At 71.3% G+C, this 18,652-nt stretch carries 14 protein-coding genes and 1 tRNA gene; 7 read left to right on the plus strand and 8 right to left on the minus strand.

Features of this window, described 5'->3' with window-relative positions:
- The first annotated feature begins 32 nt into the window (after nt 1–32).
- Genes ABZX65_RS10660 through ABZX65_RS10675 form a run of 4 tightly spaced genes read left to right on the plus strand, consistent with a single transcriptional unit; the run spans nt 33 to nt 3,036 of the window.
- A complete protein-coding gene (locus ABZX65_RS10660) occupies nt 33–233 on the plus strand; it encodes a hypothetical protein (RefSeq protein ID WP_355336696.1) in 201 nt (66 codons plus the stop codon).
- Complete coding sequence (locus ABZX65_RS10665) at nt 230–907, plus strand: aminodeoxychorismate/anthranilate synthase component II (protein WP_355336697.1); 678 nt, start codon at nt 230–232, stop codon at nt 905–907. Before ABZX65_RS10660 ends, ABZX65_RS10665 begins: the two co-directional genes overlap by 4 nt.
- Nucleotides 904–2,298: a class E sortase gene (locus ABZX65_RS10670; protein WP_355336698.1), complete on the plus strand. Its 1,395-nt coding sequence runs from the start codon at nt 904–906 to the stop codon at nt 2,296–2,298. Before ABZX65_RS10665 ends, ABZX65_RS10670 begins: the two co-directional genes overlap by 4 nt.
- Nucleotides 2,299–2,334: 36 nt before the next feature.
- Complete coding sequence (locus ABZX65_RS10675; RefSeq protein ID WP_355336699.1) at nt 2,335–3,036, plus strand: class E sortase; 702 nt, start codon at nt 2,335–2,337, stop codon at nt 3,034–3,036.
- 82 nt (nt 3,037–3,118) lie between these two features.
- Here ABZX65_RS10675 and pknB read toward each other — a convergent pair whose 3' ends face one another.
- From pknB to ABZX65_RS10705, 6 genes are all read right to left on the minus strand, one after another.
- Nucleotides 3,119–5,110 carry a Stk1 family PASTA domain-containing Ser/Thr kinase gene (pknB, locus tag ABZX65_RS10680; protein ID WP_355336700.1) on the minus strand — a complete coding sequence of 664 codons (1,992 nt, stop codon included), beginning with the start codon at nt 5,108–5,110 and terminating at the stop codon, nt 3,119–3,121.
- Between the two features lie 263 nt (nt 5,111–5,373).
- Nucleotides 5,374–6,840: a penicillin-binding protein 2 gene (locus tag ABZX65_RS10685; RefSeq protein WP_355336701.1), complete on the minus strand. Its 1,467-nt coding sequence runs from the start codon at nt 6,838–6,840 to the stop codon at nt 5,374–5,376.
- Nucleotides 6,837–8,222 carry an FtsW/RodA/SpoVE family cell cycle protein gene (locus ABZX65_RS10690; protein ID WP_355336702.1) on the minus strand — a complete coding sequence of 462 codons (1,386 nt, stop codon included), beginning with the start codon at nt 8,220–8,222 and terminating at the stop codon, nt 6,837–6,839. The genes ABZX65_RS10685 and ABZX65_RS10690 overlap by 4 nt, the downstream gene beginning before the upstream one ends.
- Before the next feature lie 79 nt (nt 8,223–8,301).
- The gene (locus ABZX65_RS10695) at nt 8,302–9,840 is read right to left on the minus strand and encodes a Stp1/IreP family PP2C-type Ser/Thr phosphatase (RefSeq protein ID WP_355336776.1); all 1,539 of its coding nucleotides are present in this window, start codon (nt 9,838–9,840) and stop codon (nt 8,302–8,304) included.
- A 57-nt stretch (nt 9,841–9,897) separates the two neighbouring features.
- Nucleotides 9,898–10,425 (minus strand): FHA domain-containing protein, encoded by a 528-nt coding sequence (locus ABZX65_RS10700; protein WP_355336703.1) that lies wholly within the window; start codon nt 10,423–10,425, stop codon nt 9,898–9,900.
- 10 nt (nt 10,426–10,435) lie between these two features.
- Complete coding sequence (locus ABZX65_RS10705) at nt 10,436–11,359, minus strand: DUF3662 and FHA domain-containing protein (protein ID WP_355336704.1); 924 nt, start codon at nt 11,357–11,359, stop codon at nt 10,436–10,438.
- Nucleotides 11,360–11,775: 416 nt separating this feature from the next.
- On the opposite strand from ABZX65_RS10705, the gene ABZX65_RS10710 reads away from it, so the two are divergent.
- Both ABZX65_RS10710 and ABZX65_RS10715 read left to right on the plus strand, forming a co-directional pair.
- Nucleotides 11,776–11,859 (plus strand) — tRNA-Leu (locus tag ABZX65_RS10710).
- 297 nt (nt 11,860–12,156) lie between these two features.
- On the plus strand, nt 12,157–12,732 hold the full coding sequence (locus tag ABZX65_RS10715; protein ID WP_355336705.1) for a TerD family protein: 576 nt from the start codon (nt 12,157–12,159) through the stop codon (nt 12,730–12,732).
- 177 nt (nt 12,733–12,909) lie between these two features.
- On the opposite strand, the gene ABZX65_RS10720 is transcribed toward ABZX65_RS10715, so the two are convergent.
- Both ABZX65_RS10720 and ABZX65_RS10725 read right to left on the minus strand, forming a co-directional pair.
- Nucleotides 12,910–13,350, minus strand: coding sequence for a MarR family winged helix-turn-helix transcriptional regulator (locus ABZX65_RS10720; protein ID WP_355336706.1), 441 nt, complete (start codon nt 13,348–13,350; stop codon nt 12,910–12,912).
- Nucleotides 13,351–13,401: 51 nt separating this feature from the next.
- Nucleotides 13,402–16,776 carry a SpoIIE family protein phosphatase gene (locus ABZX65_RS10725; RefSeq protein WP_355336707.1) on the minus strand — a complete coding sequence of 1,125 codons (3,375 nt, stop codon included), beginning with the start codon at nt 16,774–16,776 and terminating at the stop codon, nt 13,402–13,404.
- Nucleotides 16,777–16,925: 149 nt separating this feature from the next.
- Between ABZX65_RS10725 and ABZX65_RS10730 the strand changes: the two genes are divergently transcribed.
- Nucleotides 16,926–18,428 (plus strand): DUF2252 domain-containing protein, encoded by a 1,503-nt coding sequence (locus ABZX65_RS10730; protein WP_355336708.1) that lies wholly within the window; start codon nt 16,926–16,928, stop codon nt 18,426–18,428.
- The last annotated feature ends 224 nt before the right edge of the window (nt 18,429–18,652 follow it).

The following is an 18,652-nucleotide window of genomic DNA, read 5'->3' on the forward strand; positions in this document are numbered from 1 at the left end:
TCTGTTCCGGGGAAGAGGAAGGAAGGCAGCGCATGTACGGCTGGATCTGGCGGCATCTGCCGGGTAACGCGTGGGTGAGGGCTCTGATCTCGCTCGTGCTCGCCCTGGCCGTCGTCTACCTCCTCTTCCAGTACATCTTTCCGTGGGCGGAGCCGCTGCTGCCGTTCAACGAGGTCACCGTCGACAACGGGATGGCCGTCGTACGCGAGACGGGGACGGCCGCTGTCCGATGAGCGCACGCATTCTCGTGGTGGACAACTACGACTCCTTCGTCTTCAACCTGGTCCAGTACCTCTACCAACTCGGCGCCGAGTGCGAGGTGCGGCGCAACGACGAGGTCAAGCCCGCTCACGCGCAGGACGGTTTCGACGGCGTACTGCTCTCGCCCGGCCCCGGCACGCCGGAAGAGGCGGGCGTCTGCGTCGACATGGTGCGGCACTGCGCGGACACCGGGGTGCCGGTCTTCGGCGTGTGCCTCGGCCTCCAGTCGATGGCCGTCGCGTACGGCGGGGTCGTGGACCGCGCGCCGGAGCTGCTGCACGGCAAGACGTCGCCGGTGACGCACGACGGGACCGGCGTCTTCGCCGGGCTGCCGTCGCCCTTCACCGCGACCCGCTACCACTCACTCGCCGTCGAACGCGACACCGTGCCCGAGGAGTTCCGGGTCACCGCGTGGACCGAGTCCGGCGTGATCATGGGGCTGCGGCACCGGGACGCGGCCGTCGAGGGCGTGCAGTTCCACCCGGAGTCGGTGCTCACCGAGTGGGGCCATCTGATGCTGGCCAACTGGCTCGCCGAGTGCGGTGATCCGGGGGCCGTCGGCCGCTCCGAGGGGCTGGCGCCCGTGGTCGGTACGGCGGGGGGCGCCGGAGGTTCGGGAAGTCCTGCGGGGAGGGCCGGGGCGTGACCACGCTCCGCCCGGAGCGCCCCTCGGACGGCCCGATGTCCTATGAGGACACCGGGCAGTTCAAAGCCGTTGTCGAGCAGCTCGACGACCCCCTGAACGACCCTCTCCCCGGAAGACCCCCCGCGGTTTCCGAGCCGACCTACGACGAACCGGCGTACGAGAAGCCGGTGTTCGACGAGCCGGTCTTCCCGGAACCGGCGTACGAGAAGCCGGTCTTCCCCGAACCGGCCTACGAAGAGCCGGTGTTCGACGAGCCGGCCGCGCCCTGGTTCGTACCCGAGGAGCCGCCGCAGGCGGCCCCGCCTCCTCCGCCGCCCCCGGTCCGGCCCGTCACCGCGGACGAGGAGCTGGACCTCGGCACGGCGACGGTCGTGCAGCCCGTCGTGCGGCCGGTCGAGCAGCCGGCCGTCGAACCGCCCGCGGACGACGTACTCGAATCCGTCTTCCCCACCACGGAGTCGGCCCCGGAACCGGCCCCCGAGCCCGCGGGTCCCGGGCCCGGTCCGGCGTCGGGTCCCGTGCTCGGCCCCGACGGCGAGGGCGGGCGGGCCGCGCGGCGGAAGGCGGCGCAGGCACAGCAGCGCGGCGGCGCCGGACACGGCGGCCACCGCGCCAGGGGCCGTACGCCCGGTGGCGCGGCCGGTGCGGCCCCCGCCGGAGCCGTCCCGCTCAGCCGGGTCGAGGCCCGCAGGGCCGCGAAGGCCGCCAAGGAGAGCCCGGCGGTCGTCGTCAGCCGTATCGTCGGTGAGCTGTTCATCACCACCGGCGTGCTGATGCTGCTGTTCGTCACGTACCAGCTGTGGTGGACCAACGTCCGCGCGCACCAGCAGGCCAGCGGCGCCGCGAACAACCTCCAGCACCAGTGGGACGCCACGAAGGACGACCCGAACCGGGTCCCCGGCACCTTCTCGCCCGGCCAGGGCTTCGCGATCATGTACATCCCCAAGCTGGACGTCAAGGCGCCCATCGCGCAGGGCGTCTCGAAGCACAATGTGCTGGACAAGGGCATGATCGGCCACTATGACGGCGTGTTGAACACCGCGATGCCGTGGGACAAGTCCGGCAACTTCGCGGTCGCCGCCCACCGCAACACCCACGGTGAACCGTTCCGCTACATCAACCACCTGGTGCCCGGCGACAAGGTCGTGGTCGAGACGGCGGACACCTACTACACGTACGAGATCACCAGTTCGCTGGCGTCCACCCCGCCGTCCAACATCAGCGTGATCAAGCCGGTGCCGACCGGCTCCGGCTTCACCGGGCCCGGCCGCTATCTGACGCTGACCACCTGCACCCCCGAATTCACCAGCACCAACCGGTTGATCGTCTGGGGAAAGCTGACCGAGGAACGGCCGCGCAGCAAGGGCAAGCCCGACGCGCTGGTGGAGTGATCCATGCTCCAAGCGGAACTTGAGGAACGGAACGGCGTGACCACGACCAAACGCGGCGGCCGGGGGCCCATCGCGGCCACCATCAGCGTCATCGGCGAACTCCTCATCACCGCGGGCCTGGTGCTCGCGCTGTTCGTCGCCTACTCGCTGTGGTGGACGAACGTCCTCGCCGACCGCCATGAGCACAAGGCGGCGGACAAGGTCCGGCAGGACTGGGCCCAGACGCCCGACGCGGGACCGGGGAGCCTCGACACCAAGGACGGCATCGGCTTCCTGCACGTCCCCGCCATGGGCAAGGACTACGAGGTGCTGGTCAAGAAGGGCACCTCGACCAAGGTCCTCAACGAGGGCGTCGCCGGTTACTACACCGACCCCGTCCCCGCCGCGCTGCCGACCGCCAAGACCGGCAACTTCACCCTCGCCGCCCACCGCGACGGCCACGGCGCCAAGTTCCACAACATCGACAAGATCCACGACGGCGACCCGGTCGTCTTCGAGTCGAAGGACACCTGGTACGTCTACAAGGTCTACAAGATCCTCGACCAGACCTCGAAGTACAACGTCGCCGTCACCGACCAGGTCCCCAAGGAGTCCGGCAAGACCACGCCGGGCCGCTACATCACCCTCACGACCTGCACCCCCGTCTACACCTCCCGCTACCGCTACATCGTCTGGGGCGAACTCGTCCGCACCGAGAAGGTCGACGCGGCCCGCACCCCGCCGGCCGAGCTGCGGTAGGCGCGTACGGCGACCCACGTGAAAGGGGGGCGGCCCGCACACCAGGTGTGCGGGCCGCCCCCCTTCACGTACTGCCGGGGGGTCAGCCGCCCCCGCCGTTGCCGTTGCCGCCGACGGCGATCAGCTTGACCGGCTGGCCCTCGGAGAGCTGCGCGCCCGCTCCGGGGTCGACCGAGATGACCATGGCGTTGTCGCCGACCGGGTTGCCGCCGGGACCGACCGCGGAGACCTGGAGGTTCAGGCCGAGCCCGTCGAGTTCGGCCTTTGCCTGACCCACGGTCTTGCCACCCAGATCCCCGGGCATCTGCTTCTGCGGGTCCTGCGTCTGCGGCGGGCCGGACGAGACCGTCAGGACGATCGAGGTGTCCAGGGCGATCGGGCCCGCGCCCGGGTCCGGGGTCTGGGCGGTGACGCTGCCCTTGGCGGTCGTGTCCGAGGGGACGTCCTGCGGCGCGCGGGTGATGTTGGTGAAGCCCTGCGCCTTGAGCTGGGCGACCGCGTTGTCGTACGGGACGCCCTTGACGTCGGTGGGCGCCTTCTTCTCGGGGGCCACCGCGACGGTCAGCGTGATCTTTGTGCCCTTGGGCTGCTTCGTACCGGCCTTCGGGGTCTGGTCGAGGACGGTGTCCGGGTCTTCCGTGGTGGTCGTCTTGTTCTTGCGGTCGACCTCGAAGCCCTTGGCGGTGAGCTGGCTCGCCGCCGAGTCGTACTTGTCGTTCTTGACGTCCGGGACCTCGATCGGCGCCTGGCCCTTGGACAGGACGACCGTGACCGTCTTGTCGTCCGGGATCGCGGCGTCGGCTGCCGGGGTCTGCTTGCAGACGAGGTTCTTGTCGATGCTGTCGCAGAACTCGGCCGGACCCTGGACGATCTTCAGATCGACGTTGGTGGCCTTGGCCTGCGCGTCGGTGAGGGACGCGCCGACCAGATTCGGCACGGTGCCGTTGTCCGCGGCGCCGCTGCCGCTGAACAGCGCCTTGCCCAGGAAGATCGCGCCGACCAGGACCAGGATGCCCGCGACGACCAGCAGCACCGTGGAGGTGTTGTTGCCGCCCTTCTTCTGCCGGCGGCGGTCCGGGCGGTCGTCGTAGCCGTAACCGCCGTCCTCCTCGCGCAGCGGCGGAAGCATGGACGTGTGCTGGTCGTTCTGCGACGGCATCGCCGTGGTGGCCTGGCTGTCCGGGTAGCCGTACCCGTAGCCGACCGAGCCCATCGCCGCCGTGGCGGCCACCGGCTGCCCGTCGAGGGCCGCCTCGATGTCGGCGCGCATCTCGTCGGCCGACTGGTAGCGGTAGTTCGGGTCCTTGGTCAGCGCCTTGAGGACGATCGCGTCCATCGCGGGCGTGACCTCGGGGTCGTACACCGACGGCGGCTGCGGCTCCTCGCGCACGTGCTGGTAGGCCACCGCGACCGGGGAGTCGCCGACGAAGGGCGGCCGTACGGTCAGCAGCTCGTAGAGCAGGCAGCCGGTCGAGTACAGGTCGGAGCGGGCGTCGACCTGCTCGCCCTTGGCCTGCTCGGGGGAAAGGTACTGCGCGGTGCCGATCACGGCCGCGGTCTGCGTCATGGTCATACCGGAGTCGCCCATGGCGCGGGCGATGCCGAAGTCCATGACCTTGACCTGGCCGGTCCTGGTGAGCATGACGTTGGCGGGCTTGATGTCGCGGTGCACGATGCCGGCCCGGTGGCTGTACTCCAGGGCCTGGAGGATGCCGACCGTCATCTCCATGGCGCGCTCGGGCAGCAGCTTGCGTCCGGAGTGCAGCAGCTCACGCAGGGTGGAGCCGTCCACGTACTCCATGACGATGTACGGGATCGAGACCCCGTCGACGTAGTCTTCGCCGGTGTCGTACACGGCGACGATCGACGGGTGGTTGAGCGAGGCGGCCGACTGGGCCTCTCGGCGGAACCGGGCCTGGAACGACGGGTCGCGGGCGAGGTCCACCCGCAGCGTCTTCACGGCGACAGTGCGGCCGAGCCGGGTGTCATGGGCGAGGTACACCTCGGCCATGCCACCACGGCCGAGCACTGAGCCCAGCTCGTACCGGCCGCCGAGGCGACGCGGCTCTTCCATAGCTCTGCCCTCTCCTCAAACCCGTTCTTGACCCAAAACCGGTAATGCCGTGCCCTGCGGATGCTCGGGCATACGCTACCGGGCGTTTCTGGTCCCTTCGCGCCCTGCCCGCCCGCCGATACCCGACCGGTACCTGTCCGGTACGTGCGCCGGTCCCGGGGGCGGTCTCCGGACCGTTTCCGGCGCCGGGACCGGGCCTGACACCGGGTTCGACGCCGGGCCCGGGACCGTGCCGGGGACCGGGCCTGCCGGGCGGCCGGCCCTCACTTGTTGAGGACGGCCTCCATGACCTTCTTGGCGATCGGCGCGGCCAGACCGCCACCGCTGACGTCGTCGTGGTTGGCCGCACCGTCCTCGACGACGACCGCGACGGCGACCGGCGACCCCTGGTCGGTCATCGCGTACGAGACGAACCAGGCGTACGGCGTGCCCTCGTTGTTGATGCCGTTCTGCGCGGTGCCGGTCTTGCCGCCGACCTTGACGCCGGAGATCTTGGCGTTGGTGCCGGTGCCGGAGTTGACCACCGTCTCCATCATCGTCTGGAGCTTCTGCGCGTTCTCCGGCGACAGCGGCTGCGACATCTCGCTCGGGTTGGTCTGCGAGATGGTGCTCAGATTCGGCGCCACCAGCTTGTCGACCATGTACGGCTTCATCAGCTTGCCGTTGTTGGCGATGGCCGAGGCGACCATCGCCATCTGGAGCGGAGTGGCCGCGGTGTCGAACTGGCCGATGGAGGAGAGCGCGACCTGGTCCTTGGTCATCTTGGTGTCGAAGTTGCTGGCGTTCGCGCGGACCGGGACGAACTGCTCCTTGTTGAAGCCGAACTTCTCCGCCTCGTCGACCATCGCCTGGAGGCCCACCTTGTCCGCGCCCAGGTGGCCGAAGACGGTGTTGCACGAAACCCGCAGGGCGTCGATCAGCGACGCTTCCTTGCAGGGGATGTTGCCCTCGTTCTTCAGCGGGGTCGTGGTGCCGGGAAGGATGTAGGGCAGCGGGGTGTCGGTCTTCGCGTTGATGTCGGTCACCGCGCCGTTCTCCAGCGCCGCGGCGGCCGTCACCAGCTTGAACGTCGAACCCGGCGGGTACGTCTGGCGCAGCGCGCGGTTCTGCGTCGGGTCGTCGGGGTCGTTCTTCTTGTCGAGCGCGACCCAGTTCTTCTCGTCGGTCTTGGAGTTGCCCGCGATGGTCGACGGGTCGTACGAGGGGGTGCTCGCCATGGCCAGGATCGCGCCGGTGCCGGGGTCGAGCGCGACGACCGCGCCCTTCTTGTTCCCCAGGCCCTGGAACGCGGCCTTCTGCGCCTTGGCGTTCAGCGTCGTGACGACGTTGCCGCCCTGCTTCTCCTTGCCGGTCAGCAGGTCGATGGTGCGGTTGAAGAACAGCCGGTCGTCGTTGCCGGTGAGGAACTTGTCCTCGACGCCTTCGAGGAAGGTGGTGCCGAACGCCTGCGAGGCGTGGCCGGTGACCGGCGCCCACATCGGGCCGTCGACGTAGGTCCGCTTGAACTTGAAGTCGCTGCCCGTGGTCTCGGTGTGACCGGTGATCGCCTTGCCGCCGTCGACGATGATGTCGCCGCGCGGCTGGGCGTACTGGTTGATGGCGACCCGGCGGTTGTGCACGTCGTTGGAGAGCTGGTCGGCCTGGACGAACTGCACGTAGTTCACGCGCAGCAGAAGGGCGAGGACGAGCAGACCGCAGAAGACCGCGACCCGTCGGAGAGGCTTGTTCACTGGGTGCGCACCACCTGGGTCGGTTCGGCATCGGGGGAGGGGGCCGGGCTCGGGGCCGGACGGCGGGCGGTGTCGCTGATCCGCAGCAGGATCGCGACCAGCGCCCAGTTGGCGATCACCGAGGAGCCGCCCTGCGCCAGGAACGGCATGGTCATACCGGTCAGCGGGATGAGCCCGGTGACGCCGCCCGCGACCACGAAGACCTGGAGCGCGAAGGCGCCCGACAGGCCGATCGCCAGCAGCTTGCCGAACGGGTCGCGGGCCGCGAGGGCCGTCCGCACACCGCGCTCGATCAGCAGGGCGTACAGCAGCAGGACGGCCATCAGGCCCGCCAGGCCCAGCTCCTCGCCGACGGTGGCGAGGATGTAGTCGCTCTTCGGCGCGATGCCGCCGATCAGCCGGGAGTAGCCCTGGCCGAGTCCCGAGCCGAAGATGCCGCCGGAGCCGAACGCGTACATCGTCTGCGCGGTCTCGGTGACACCGCCGTTGGACGCCAGTTGCAGGGGGTGCAGCCAGTTGTGGACGCGCTCCTTGACGTGCGGCTCGATCGAGGAGACGACGACCGCGCCGCCCGCGCTGAGCAGCAGGCCGAAGACGATCCAGCTGGTCCGCTCGGTGGCGACGTACAGCATGATCACGAACAGGCCGAAGAAGAGCAGCGAGGTGCCGAGGTCGGTCTCGAAGACCAGGATCAGCAGGCTGATGCCCCAGATCACCAGGATCGGGCCGAGGTCGCGGCCACGCGGCAGGTACAGGCCCATGAAGCGGCGGCTGGCCAGCGCCAGCGCGTCCCGCTTGACCATCAGGTATCCGGCGAAGAAGACGGTGATGACGATCTTCGCGAACTCACCGGGCTGGAGCGAGCCGATGCCCGGCAGCGTGATCCAGATCTTCGCGCCGTTCACCCCGGGGAAGAAGATCGGCGCGACCAGCAGGGCCAGCGCCACCATCATCGAGATGTACGTGTACCGCTGGAGGATGCGGTGGTCCTTGAGGAAGACCAGCACGCCGACGAAGAGCGCCACTCCGAGCGTGGACCACATGAGCTGGTTGGGCGCCATGGCCTTGCCCAGCGACGGCTCCTGGTCGAGCCGCCAGATGAGCACCAGGCCGAGGCCGTTGAGCAGCGTGGCGATCGGCAGCATCAGCGGGTCGGCGTACGGCGCGAATTTACGGACCAGCAGGTGCGCGATCCCCGCGAGCAGGCCGAGGCCGAGGCCGTAGCTGAGCAGCCCCGCCGGGACCGAGTCGTTCTTGGCGAGCCCGACGTTGGCGTAGGCGAAGACCGGGATGAGCACCGCGAAGACCAGCAGCGCCAGTTCGGTGTTGCGACGGTTGGGCGCGCCGATCGACGTGATGGTGGTGGTGTTGCTGGCGCTCATGACGAGCCGACTCCTCCTGCTGGTCCCGCCGCCGGCGCGCTCGCCGGTCCCCGCGGGGCTTCCGGTGCGCGACCAGCCGCTACTGCTGGCTCGTACCGCACTGCTGGGCCAGCTTCTTCTCGTCGGGCGTCAGCGGCGGCGTGGGGTCCGCCGTCGGGGTGGCGCTGCTCTTCTTCGCACCCGGCGTGCCGGTGGTGCCCGCTGCGGGCATCTTGTCCTCGGCGGCCTTCGCCGCCGCCTTGGCCTGGTCGGCGAGGGTCTTGGCCGTCGCGACCTTCTTGCAGACACCGGCCTGCGTCGCCAGTTCGTCGGCCTTGTCGTCGGCCTGGCCGAGGCTGCTGAGCGCGATGGTGTCCTGGACCTGCTTCTGCTGGTAGGCCGGTAGGTACTTGAGTTCGATGTCGGGGCGGTCCTTGTGGACCTTCGACAGCTTGATCCAGGCCAGCTTCTGGTCGATGCCCTGGTACACGGCGACGTGGTCGCCCTTGGCGCCGACGTAGTACTGCGTCTGCGTCCACGCGTAACCGCCGTACAGACCGCCGGCGATGACGGCGAGCACGATGACGGTGATCGCCGTGCGCTTGGGCCACTTACGGGTCTTGGCGGGCTTGGTCTGGCCGTCGTCGTCGTACGACCCGAAGGTGCCCAGCGGCGCGGCGCCGGCCGCGCCGGGTTCGCCGCTGCCGGGCGGGCCGAAGGAGCCCGCGGGGCCCTGCTGCTGCGGCGGGGGCGTACGGCCGAGTTCGGAGGCGCGCCCCGCCGGGGTCTGGAGGTGCCGCGGGTCGCTCAGCGGGAGCTGGGTCTCGGCGACCGCGCCGACGACCACCGGGGTGTCGTTGAGCTGCGCCGCCAGCGTGTCGCCGTCGTCGGTGTCCAGCACGTCCGCGACGATGCAGGTGATGTTGTCGGGTCCGCCGCCGCGCAGCGCGAGCTGGATCAGCTCCTGCACGGTCTCGTGCGGCGCCTGGTACCCGGCGAGGGTGTCCTCCAGCGTCTGGTGGCTGACGACGCCGGACAGGCCGTCGGAGCAGATCAGATACCGGTCGCCGACCCGCACCTCGCGGATCGACAGGTCGGGCTCGACGTGTTCGCCACTGCCCAGCGCGCGCATCAGCAGGGAGCGCTGCGGGTGGGTGGTGGCCTCCTCCTCGGTGATCCGGCCCTCGTCGACCAGCCGCTGCACCCAGGTGTGGTCCTGGGTGATCTGGGTGAGGACGCCGTCCCGGAGGAGATACGCGCGGGAGTCGCCGACGTGCACCAGGCCGAGCCGCTGGCCCGTCCACAGCAGCGCGGTCAGCGTGGTGCCCATGCCTTCGAGCTGCGGGTCCTCCTGGACCATGTGCAGCAGTTGGTCATTGGCCCGCTGCACGGCGGTGCCGAGCGAGGTGAGGATGTCGGAGCCGGGGATGTCGTCGTCGAGCGTGACGATGGTGGAGATCACCTCGGACGAGGCGACCTCGCCGGCGGCCTGTCCGCCCATGCCGTCGGCAATCGCGAGCAGACGCGGACCGGCGTAGCCGGAGTCCTCGTTCCCCTCGCGGATCATGCCCTTGTGCGAACCGGCGGCGAAACGCAGGCTCAAAGACATGCGCACCTCCCCCGTCGGCTCCGGGTACATCCGCACGCTGCCCACCCTCTCGCTCGCGCGTCGTGGCTCCGCTCGCCCATAGTGCGACTACTTCCGCAGCTCGATGACGGTCTTGCCGATGCGGATCGGCGCACCCAGCGGGACAGGGGTCGGCGTGGTCAGCCGGTTCCGGTCCAGATAGGTGCCGTTCGTGGATCCGAGGTCCTCGACGATCCACTGGCCGTCGCGGTCCGGGTAGATCCTGGCATGCCGACTGGACGCGTAGTCGTCGTCGAGCACAATCGTCGAGTCATGTGCCCGGCCGAGGGTGATCGTCTGGCCCTGCAACGCGACCGTCGTCCCCGCGAGCGAGCCCTCGGCGACCACCAGTTTGGTGGGGGCGCCGCGGCGCTGGCGGTTGTTCTGCGGCTGCTGCCGCGGCTGGGCCTGCGCGGCGGCGGCCTGCTGCTGGCGCTGCTGCGGAGGGCGCGACTGGCCGTCCCCGCGGCGCGCCGCTCGCTGGGTCACCCGGGTACCGAAGAGGTCGCTGCGGATGACCTGCACCGCGACGATCACGAACAGCCACAGAACGGCGAGGAAACCCAACCGCATGACCGTCAGGGTCAGCTCTGACATTGCCCCCGCTTCACCCTTCGGCTTGCCTGTACACGATGGTGGTGCTCCCCACGACAATGCGGGAGCCGTCGCGGAGCGTAGCGCGCGTGGTGTGCTGTCCGTCCACCACAATGCCGTTTGTCGACCCGAGGTCCTGGACCACGGACGGCGTTCCGACCCGGATCTCGCAGTGTTTGCGCGATACGCCCGGGTCGTCCACCCGCACGTCGGCCTCCGTGGAACGGCCGAGAACGAGCGTCGAGCGGGAGATCTGGTGGCGGTTGCCGTTGATCTCGATCCAGCGGCGGGTGGCCGCGCCGGGGGCCCCCGCGGGAGCGCCGGTGCCGGGCAGCCGCGTGACGGGCGCCACACCGTGACGGGCGCCACCGCCGCCGGGGGGCGGGGCCGCGGGCATCGGCGGCGGACCCGAGGGCCGCTGCGGTCCGCCGGGCTGCGCGTACGTCGGACGCTGCGGCGCCTGCGGCTGGTGCTGCGGGCTCTGCTGGTACGAGGGGGCGGCCGGGGCCTGGTGGGCGGCCTGGTGGGCGGCTTGGGGCGCGCCGCCCTGGTGCTGCGACTCGCTGGAGGCCAGCGTGCGGCTGCGCACCCGGTAGAGCCCGGTGTCCAGGTCGTCGGCCCGCTCCAGGTGCACCTTGATGGTGCCCATGAACGTGTAGCGCTGCTGCTTGGCGTAGTCGCGGACCATCCCGGCCAGCTCGTCGCCGAGCTGCACCGCGTACGGGCTCAGCCGCTCGAAGTCGCCGGAGCTGAGCTCCACGATGAAGTCGTTGGGCACGACGGTGCGGTCGCGGTTCCAGATCGTGGCGTTGTTGTCGCACTCGCGCTGGAGCGCGCCCGCGATCTCGACGGGCTGCACCTCGCTCTTGAACACTTTGGCGAAGGTGCCGTTCACCAGGCCCTCCAGGCGCTGCTCAAAGCGCTTCAGTACTCCCACGGGGCACCTCCCTCCTCGCGACCTTCCGGCCCAACGATTTCCGATACTGCTTACTGATCGTATCCACGCGCGGGAAAAACCTGTGGTTCCCCGAATCCCCTGGACCGGGCAGTGTCAACCCTCACACCGCCCGCGCCTCCTCCGCCGTCCCCCACTGGGATGGTAGATGCGCGTTCTGTCCATGGTGCCCGGTTCGCCGTCGTTCACCGCCGCCCTGTCCCCTCCCAGTGTCCCGCACCGCCCCCGGGTCCCTCTCCCACCTGCCCCCGCCCGGCTCCCGGCACTCCCCGGGCCGCCCGAACGCATGTGATTCCACCCCGGACCTCGTGCTAATCTTCTGCATGTCGGGAGGCCCTCCCACACCACTCGGACCCACCGGTCCGGACCGTGTGTGAGAATCAAACGGCAACACCCATGCGCGGGTGGCGGAATAGGCAGACGCGCTGGATTCAGGTTCCAGTGCCCGAAAGGGCGTGGGGGTTCAACTCCCCCCTCGCGCACAAAGAGGTACCGACGAGACGGGCCTCCGGAAGTGACGAAAGTCGCGGCCGGGGGTCCGTTTCTCATTCCCCGGCGGGCCGGCTCCGGCCGGCAGGTCGCCTTCCCCCCGCGGATCGGTCACGGTGGACGGCCCCGCGCGGCGCATCCCGGTGACGTACTGAAGGCCCGGGGGATCGAACGGCGGCGAACGGTGGCATCGGGGCGGGAACCGGTGCAGGGTGGTGTGCGTTGGAGTCATTGGGCAAAGGAATCGTCAAGTGGCGCGGCCCGCGCCGGATTGAGCAGGGAGATACACCATGGGTGTCAGCCTCTCCAAGGGCGGCAATGTCTCACTGACCAAGGAGGCCCCCGGACTCACGGCGGTCACTGTCGGCCTGGGCTGGGACGTGCGCACGACCACCGGTTCGGACTTCGACCTGGACGCGAGCGCGCTGCTGCTCGACGCCACGGGCAAGGTCCTGTCGGACAAGCACTTCATCTTCTTCAACAATCTCAAGAGCCCGGACGGCTCCGTCGAGCACACCGGTGACAACCTCACCGGTGAGGGCGAGGGCGACGACGAGGCGGTCAAGGTCAATCTGGCCACCGTGCCCGCCGAGGTCGACAAGATCGTCTTCCCGGTCTCGATCTACGAGGGCGAGAGCCGTCAGCAGAGCTTCGGCCAGGTGCGCAACGCGTTCATCCGCGTCGTCAACCAGGCCGGCGGCGCCGAGATCGCCCGCTACGACCTCACCGAGGACGCCTCCACGGAGACCGCCATGGTCTTCGGCGAGCTGTACCGCAACGGCGCCGAGTGGAAGTTCCGGGCCGTCGGCCAGGGCTACGCCTCCGGCCTGCGCGGTATCGCCCAGGACTTCGGCGTCAACCTCTGACGTGACGCCGTCGTTTTCGACGCGGCGCTTGACGTAGAGTCGGGCTCGTAACGGCCCCGCCCGCGACCGTGCAGGTCGCGGGCGGGGCCGTTTTCGCTTGGAGGGCCCGAGCTTTACGAGGCTGCGCGTGACGGGCCCCTGTGCGACGGGTCCTTGTAGGACGGGGCCGCCCGCGGGTTACGGCAGCGGGTGCGCCGCCGCGTCCGCGTTGTAGCGGACCAGATACGCGGCGAAGCGCGCCAGATCCTCCGGATCCCAGGCGGCCAGCCGCTCCTGGAAGATCTCCTTGCGGCTGACCCGCGCCGCGGCCAGCGTCTCGATCCCGTGCTGCGCGAGGTGCAGCACCTGCACGCGGTGGTCGGTGGCGTCCACCCGGCGCTCGATGTACCCGAGCCGTTCCAGCGCGGCCACCTGGCGGCTGACCGTGGACTTGTCGAGCAGATAGTGCGCGGCGAGGTCCGTCGCCCGGCAGCCCTGCTGCTCCTCCAGGTGCGCGAGGATGGTGAACGACACCAGCGACAGTTCGGGGTGCATGCGCGCGGCCGTGGCACGCGCCCGGCGCGCGAAGGCGGTCAACTCCCGCTGGATGCTCTCCACGGACGCCTCCCGTGCGGACATCGCGGCCACTCCATCCCGTCTCCACCTGCGCCGTTGTGGGACGCAACGGTATCAAGCGGGCAACGGAAGTTCGAACCAGACGACCTTCCCGACCGCCTTCCTGCTGGTGCCCCAGCGCCGCGACAGATTCGACACCAGCGCCAGCCCGCGCCCCTGCTCGTCGTCGGCGTCCGCGCGCTGCAACTGGGGCAGATTGTGGTTGTCGTCGCTGACCTCGACCAGCAGCTTCCCGACCCGCATCAGCCGTAGCTCGACCTCGTACGAGGCGGCCCGGATCGCGTTGGTGACCAGCTCGCTGACCAGCAACTCCGTGGTGTCGCTGAGGCGTTCGAGGCCCCACGCGGCGAGCTGACGGCGGGTCAGGTCGCGGGCGGTGGCGACCTCGGCGTGGTCGAGCCGCAGCGTCCACTCGGCCACGTCCCGCGGTGCGATGCCCTCGAACCGGGCGACGAGCAGCGCCACGTCGTCCCTGCGGTCCTCCGAGTGCAGGCGCGCGAGGATCTGTGCGCAGACGTCCTCGGGGGTCTGCTCCGGCTCGATGACGGTGGCGCACAGCGCGGCGAGCCCCGCGTCTATGCCCTGGCCGCGCACCTCGACGAGGCCGTCCGTGCACAGCACCAGCCAACTGCCGTCGGGCACCGGGATCTCCACCGTCTCGAACGGCACCCCGCCGACGCCGATCGGCGCGCCGCCGGGGATCTCCAGCAGCTCGGCCCGCCCGTCGTAACCGACCAGGACCGGCGGGATGTGACCGGCGTTGGCGAGCGTGAGGCTGCGGTGGATCGGGTCGTAGACGGCGTAGACGCAGGTGGCGAGGTGTTCGGTGCCGAGCCGGTGCGCGAGGTTGTCCAGGTGCCGCAGCAACTGGGCGGGCGGCAGGTCCAGGGCGGCCATGGTGATGACCGCCGTACGGAACTGGCCCATCACGGCCGCTGCCTGGAGGCCGTGGCCCATCACGTCGCCGACGATCAACGCCACACGCCCGCCGGGCAGTTGGATGGCGTCGAACCAGTCGCCGCCGACCTGGGCCTGCCGGTCGCCCGGCATGTAGTGGTGTGCGATCCGGACACCGGGAATCCGCGGCGGCCGGGTGGGCATCATCGAGCGTTGCAGTGTGGCGGCGGCGCGCGATTCCTGACGGTGCAGGCGGGCGTTGTCGATGTGGACGGCGCCGCGCGCGACGACCTCGGTGGCCGTGGCGGCGTCCCGCGCGTCGAACGGGCGGCGGCCGGGGCCGCGCAGGAAGCAGACCCGGCCCAGTACGGTGCCGCGCGCGGTGAGCGGCGCCACGATCATCGAGTGTCCGGGCAGCAGCGGGCCGAGCGCGGGCACGCCGAGGTCGAGCGCTATGTCGGGTGCGACCGAGGAGTCCACGACGGGGACGAGGACGTGGTCGCCGAGCCGCGGCACGATCCCGTCGACGGCGAGCGAGAGCAACTCGCCCTCCGGCAGGGCCGTTTCCCACGGTCCGGGCGGTCCGTCGTGGGCGATGGCGACGCGCCGGACGAGCACGGTGGCGGCCGGGCGGTCGTCCTTGGGCGGCTCGGAGTCGGAGAAGAGCTGGTCCACGATCAGGACGGCCGCGAAGTCCGCGAAGCGCGGCACGGTCACCGCGCACAGCTCGCGGGCGGTGGTCTGGAGGTCGAGCGTGGAGCCGACCACCGCGCCGGTCTCGCGCAGCAGCGCCAACTGCTCGTCCAGCGCGGTGCCCGGCAGGTGGGAGGCGTAGGGGCGGCCGAGTACGTGGCCGCCGAGCGGGTGGGCACCGGACGCGGGGCCGCCGGGTTCGGGTCCGAACGGGGCCTGTCCGTAGGGCGGTTGGCCGAAGGGGGCCTGGCCCGGTGGCGTGCCGAGCGGCTGGACGGACGGCGGGCCGCTGAGGACCGGGGCGAGGCCGGGCGCGAAGCCGGGGGCGAGACCAGGGGTGAACTCGGTCGGGGACAGCGGCTGTTGGCCGGTCAGGGCGTCCGCCGAGCCGTTGGGGCCGAGGTCGGAGGTCAGGGAGGTGAGGGAGGCGAAGGGCACGGCGGTCAGTGCCGAGGCGCTGGAACGGTCGCCTGCGGGGGCGGCCTCCGCGCCGCCGTTCGCCCCGTGGACGTACTCGGGGTCGTGGCCGGGGCCGTACGCGGCGGCGTGTCCGGGGGTCTGGTCGGGGGGCTGGTCGTGGCCGGGGCCGGGTCCGGGTCCGGGGCCGGGTGCGGGTCCGGGGCCGCGTTCCGCTCCGGGGCGCGGGCCGGGCAGCAACTCCCTGCGCAGGGACGGGTCCTGCTGGTCGGCGCGGGCGGCGGCGGCCATGCGGGCGTAGTCGTGCGGGGTGACCGGGAGCCGTGTGCCGCCGTCCACTTCGAGCGCCGGGGGACCGAGCGGCGCGATCTGCCGGACGAGCCGGTCGAGCCGTCCCGCGCTGACGCCGGGCAGTACGGTGCCCAGCCGGGCCGCGAGGGCCAGCGCCTGCGCCGGGTCGGCGACGCTGCCCAGGACGGCGGCCACCGAGATGTCCTGACGCTGCGGGCCTTCCGCGGTGTAGGGGAGTAAGCGACCGCCGAGCGCGATCCGCAGGCCGCCCGTGCGCAGCGGTTTGGCGTGCGCCGCGATGGCCAGCAGGCTGCGTCCGCCCGGTTCGGCGACGCGGTACGTCCACCACAGGACGTCCTTCAGCGCGCCGTCCCGGTCGGTGGCCGCGAGCGCGCCCGCCCACGCGGGCTGCGTGAGGTCGTCCAGCAGGTCGAGGGTGTCCTGGTGCGGCGAGGACGAGGTGCGCGCGACGCCCGCGGCGGACCGGGCGGGTGTCAGCAGCCCCGAGGCCCGGTGGCCGAAGACGTGATCCCAGCGGTGCCCGAACAGCTCCTCCGCGCCGCGGTTCCAGTACGAGATCCGGCCGTCGGGGTCGACGCAGAGGACGGCGAGGCGCAGCAGGGCGGCCACGCCGGTGAGGCCGTCGCCGAGCGGGCTCCGGCCGTTGGCGCTTCGGCCGTTGGTGCTTCGGCCGCCGGGGACTTGGGTGGTGGGGCCTGGGGCGTTGGGGCCTTGGGCATGGGGACCCTGGCCGTCGGACTCTCGCGTGTGGGGACCCGCGCTGTCGTGACCTGCGCTGTCGTGACCTGCGCTGTGGGGCGCGTCGAGGCTCGTACGGACGCTGTCCGTACCGGCGTGCTCCGTACCGGCCCTGTCCGTATCGACGTCCTCCGTACGGCTGCTGGTGTCGCTGCCACCGGTCGGCGGGTGGTCGGAGGCATGGGGGTCGCGCCGTGGGTGCCGCTCGGTGCCCTGGCGCGGCCGGTCTGCCTGTGCCGACTCGTCGGCCCGGGGTTCCGGATGCTCCGGTTGGTCGTGGAGGTCCTGCTGTTCGCGCTGTTCGTAGCGGGCGGAGCGGTCCGTCCGGTGTTCTGCGTCGCTGGCTGCGGGCTGCCGGGTGATCTCGTCCAACGTCGTGCACCTGCGGTTCGGCGCTGAGTAGGGTCCTGACGTCAAGGCAAGCACGAAACCCTGTGCGGGGTCGACCTATTGGCCGGATTACCCCCGGCGGTGGGGATTTGGCGTCCGTCCGTTGACGTGGGCGGTGGGGAGGGTGACCGGTGGATTCGAGAGTGCCGCATGTGGCGGGATTCGCGCGATGGCCGCACGGGGCGTCGCCGAAGCGGGCGGGGAAGGCGCTGCGGGAGAAGGTGCCGCGCGCCGCGCACGGCCGGCCGCCCTCCGGCATGTGGCGCGACACGGCGGACGTCGTCCCCGCGGTGGCCGGCGCGCTCGCGGCGACCGTGCCCCGGACCTCGACCGCGCCCCGGACCTCGGCTGCCCCCTGGACTTCGACCGCGCCCTGGACCTCGGCCGCGCTCCGGGCCGTCCACGACTCCAACGCGGGCCGGATACCCGAGCTGATACCGCTGCGCGTCGGCCGTATGGCCGCGAGCCCCTTCGCCTTCCTGCGCGGGTCCGCCGGGCTGATGGCCGCCGACCTCGCCGACAGCCCGGTGACCGGTGTCGGCGCGCAGATCTGCGGTGACGCGCACGCCGCGAACTTCGGCCTCTACGGCGACGCCCGCGGCCGTCTCGTCATGGACATCAACGACTTCGACGAGACCGTCGTCGGCCCCTGGGAGTGGGACGTCAAACGGCTCGCGGCCTCGCTGGTGCTGGCCGGGCGGGAGGCGGGCGCGGCCGAGGACGTGTGCCGGGCGGCGGCGTACGGCGCGGTGGGCGCGTACCGGCGGACGATGCGGCTGCTGGCGACGCTGCCCGTGCTCGACGCGTGGAACGCCATCGCCGACGAGGAACTGGTCACCCACGCCGACGCCCGCGACCTGCTCGGCACGATCGAGCGGGTCTCGGCGAAGGCCATGGCCAACACCAGCGCCAGATTCGCGGCGAAGGCCACGGCGGCCGTGGACGGCGGCGGGCGGCGCTTCACCGACGCGCCGCCCGTGCTGCGCCGGGTCGCGGACCGCGAGGCGACGGCGGTCGCGGGCGCCCTGGACGGCTATCTGCGGACGGTCGGCGAGGACCGGCTGCCGCTGCTCGCCCGTTACTCCGTCCACGACGTGGCCTTCCGCGTCGTCGGCACCGGAAGCGTCGGCACCCGCTCGTACGTGGTGCTGCTCCTCGACCACCTGGGAGAGCCGCTGGTGCTCCAGATCAAGGAGGCCAGGGCGTCGGCGCTGCTGCCGTACGTGGTCAAGGCCGGATTTCCGGCCGATCCGGTGGGGCACGAGGGCCGCAGAGTGGTGCTGGGCCAGAAACGTATGCAGGTGGTGAGCGACTTCCTGCTGGGGTGGACGGACGTGGACGCGGTGCCGTACCAGGTGCGGCAGTTCAGGAACCGCAAGGGCAGCGTCGATCCCGCCGGGCTGGAGCCGGGCCTGCTCGACGACTACGGGCGGATGACCGGCGCCCTGCTGGCCAGGGCGCACGCCCACGGCGCCGACCCCCGGCTGATCGCGGGCTACTGCGGCAAGGGCGAGGCGCTGGACGAGGCCGTCGCGGACTTCGCCGTCGGCTACGCGGACCGTACGGAGGCGGACCACGCGGAGCTGCTGGCGGCGGTCCGGTCGGGGCGGCTGCCGGCGGAGCTGGGGGTGTAGGGGGTTCCCCGGCCGGGGTGTCCGGGGTGTCCGGGTTCCCAGGGGCGTCCGGGTTGCCGGGGGCGTCCGGGTTGCCCGGGGCGTCCGGGTTGTCAGGGCGGTGTCAGGGCCGGGCGGTGCGAGCCCGTACGGGGGCGGGCGCGCGGGTCGGCGCAGGTGGGCGGGGCACCGTGGCGTGATCCGGGCGGGCGGGCGCTGCCGCGCCCCGCGGCCCCGCGAAGATC

Origin of the sequence: Streptomyces sp. NPDC003300 (assembly GCF_040610915.1) — a bacterium.
Classification (GTDB): Bacteria; Actinomycetota; Actinomycetes; order Streptomycetales; family Streptomycetaceae; genus Actinacidiphila.

Excerpts from the sequence above, each read along its gene's own strand:
- ABZX65_RS10660 (WP_355336696.1), top strand. The coding sequence starts at position 33 with ATGTACGGCTGGATCTGGCGGCATCTGCCGGGTAACGCGTGGGTGAGG.
- ABZX65_RS10665 (WP_355336697.1), top strand. The coding sequence starts at position 230 with ATGAGCGCACGCATTCTCGTGGTGGACAACTACGACTCCTTCGTCTTC.
- pknB (WP_355336700.1), bottom strand. The coding sequence starts at position 5,110 with ATGGAAGAGCCGCGTCGCCTCGGCGGCCGGTACGAGCTGGGCTCAGTG.
- ABZX65_RS10690 (WP_355336702.1), bottom strand. The coding sequence starts at position 8,222 with ATGAGCGCCAGCAACACCACCACCATCACGTCGATCGGCGCGCCCAAC.
- ABZX65_RS10695 (WP_355336776.1), bottom strand. The coding sequence starts at position 9,840 with ATGTACCCGGAGCCGACGGGGGAGGTGCGCATGTCTTTGAGCCTGCGT.
- ABZX65_RS10700 (WP_355336703.1), bottom strand. The coding sequence starts at position 10,425 with ATGTCAGAGCTGACCCTGACGGTCATGCGGTTGGGTTTCCTCGCCGTT.
- ABZX65_RS10715 (WP_355336705.1), top strand. The coding sequence starts at position 12,157 with ATGGGTGTCAGCCTCTCCAAGGGCGGCAATGTCTCACTGACCAAGGAG.
- ABZX65_RS10720 (WP_355336706.1), bottom strand. The coding sequence starts at position 13,350 with ATGTCCGCACGGGAGGCGTCCGTGGAGAGCATCCAGCGGGAGTTGACC.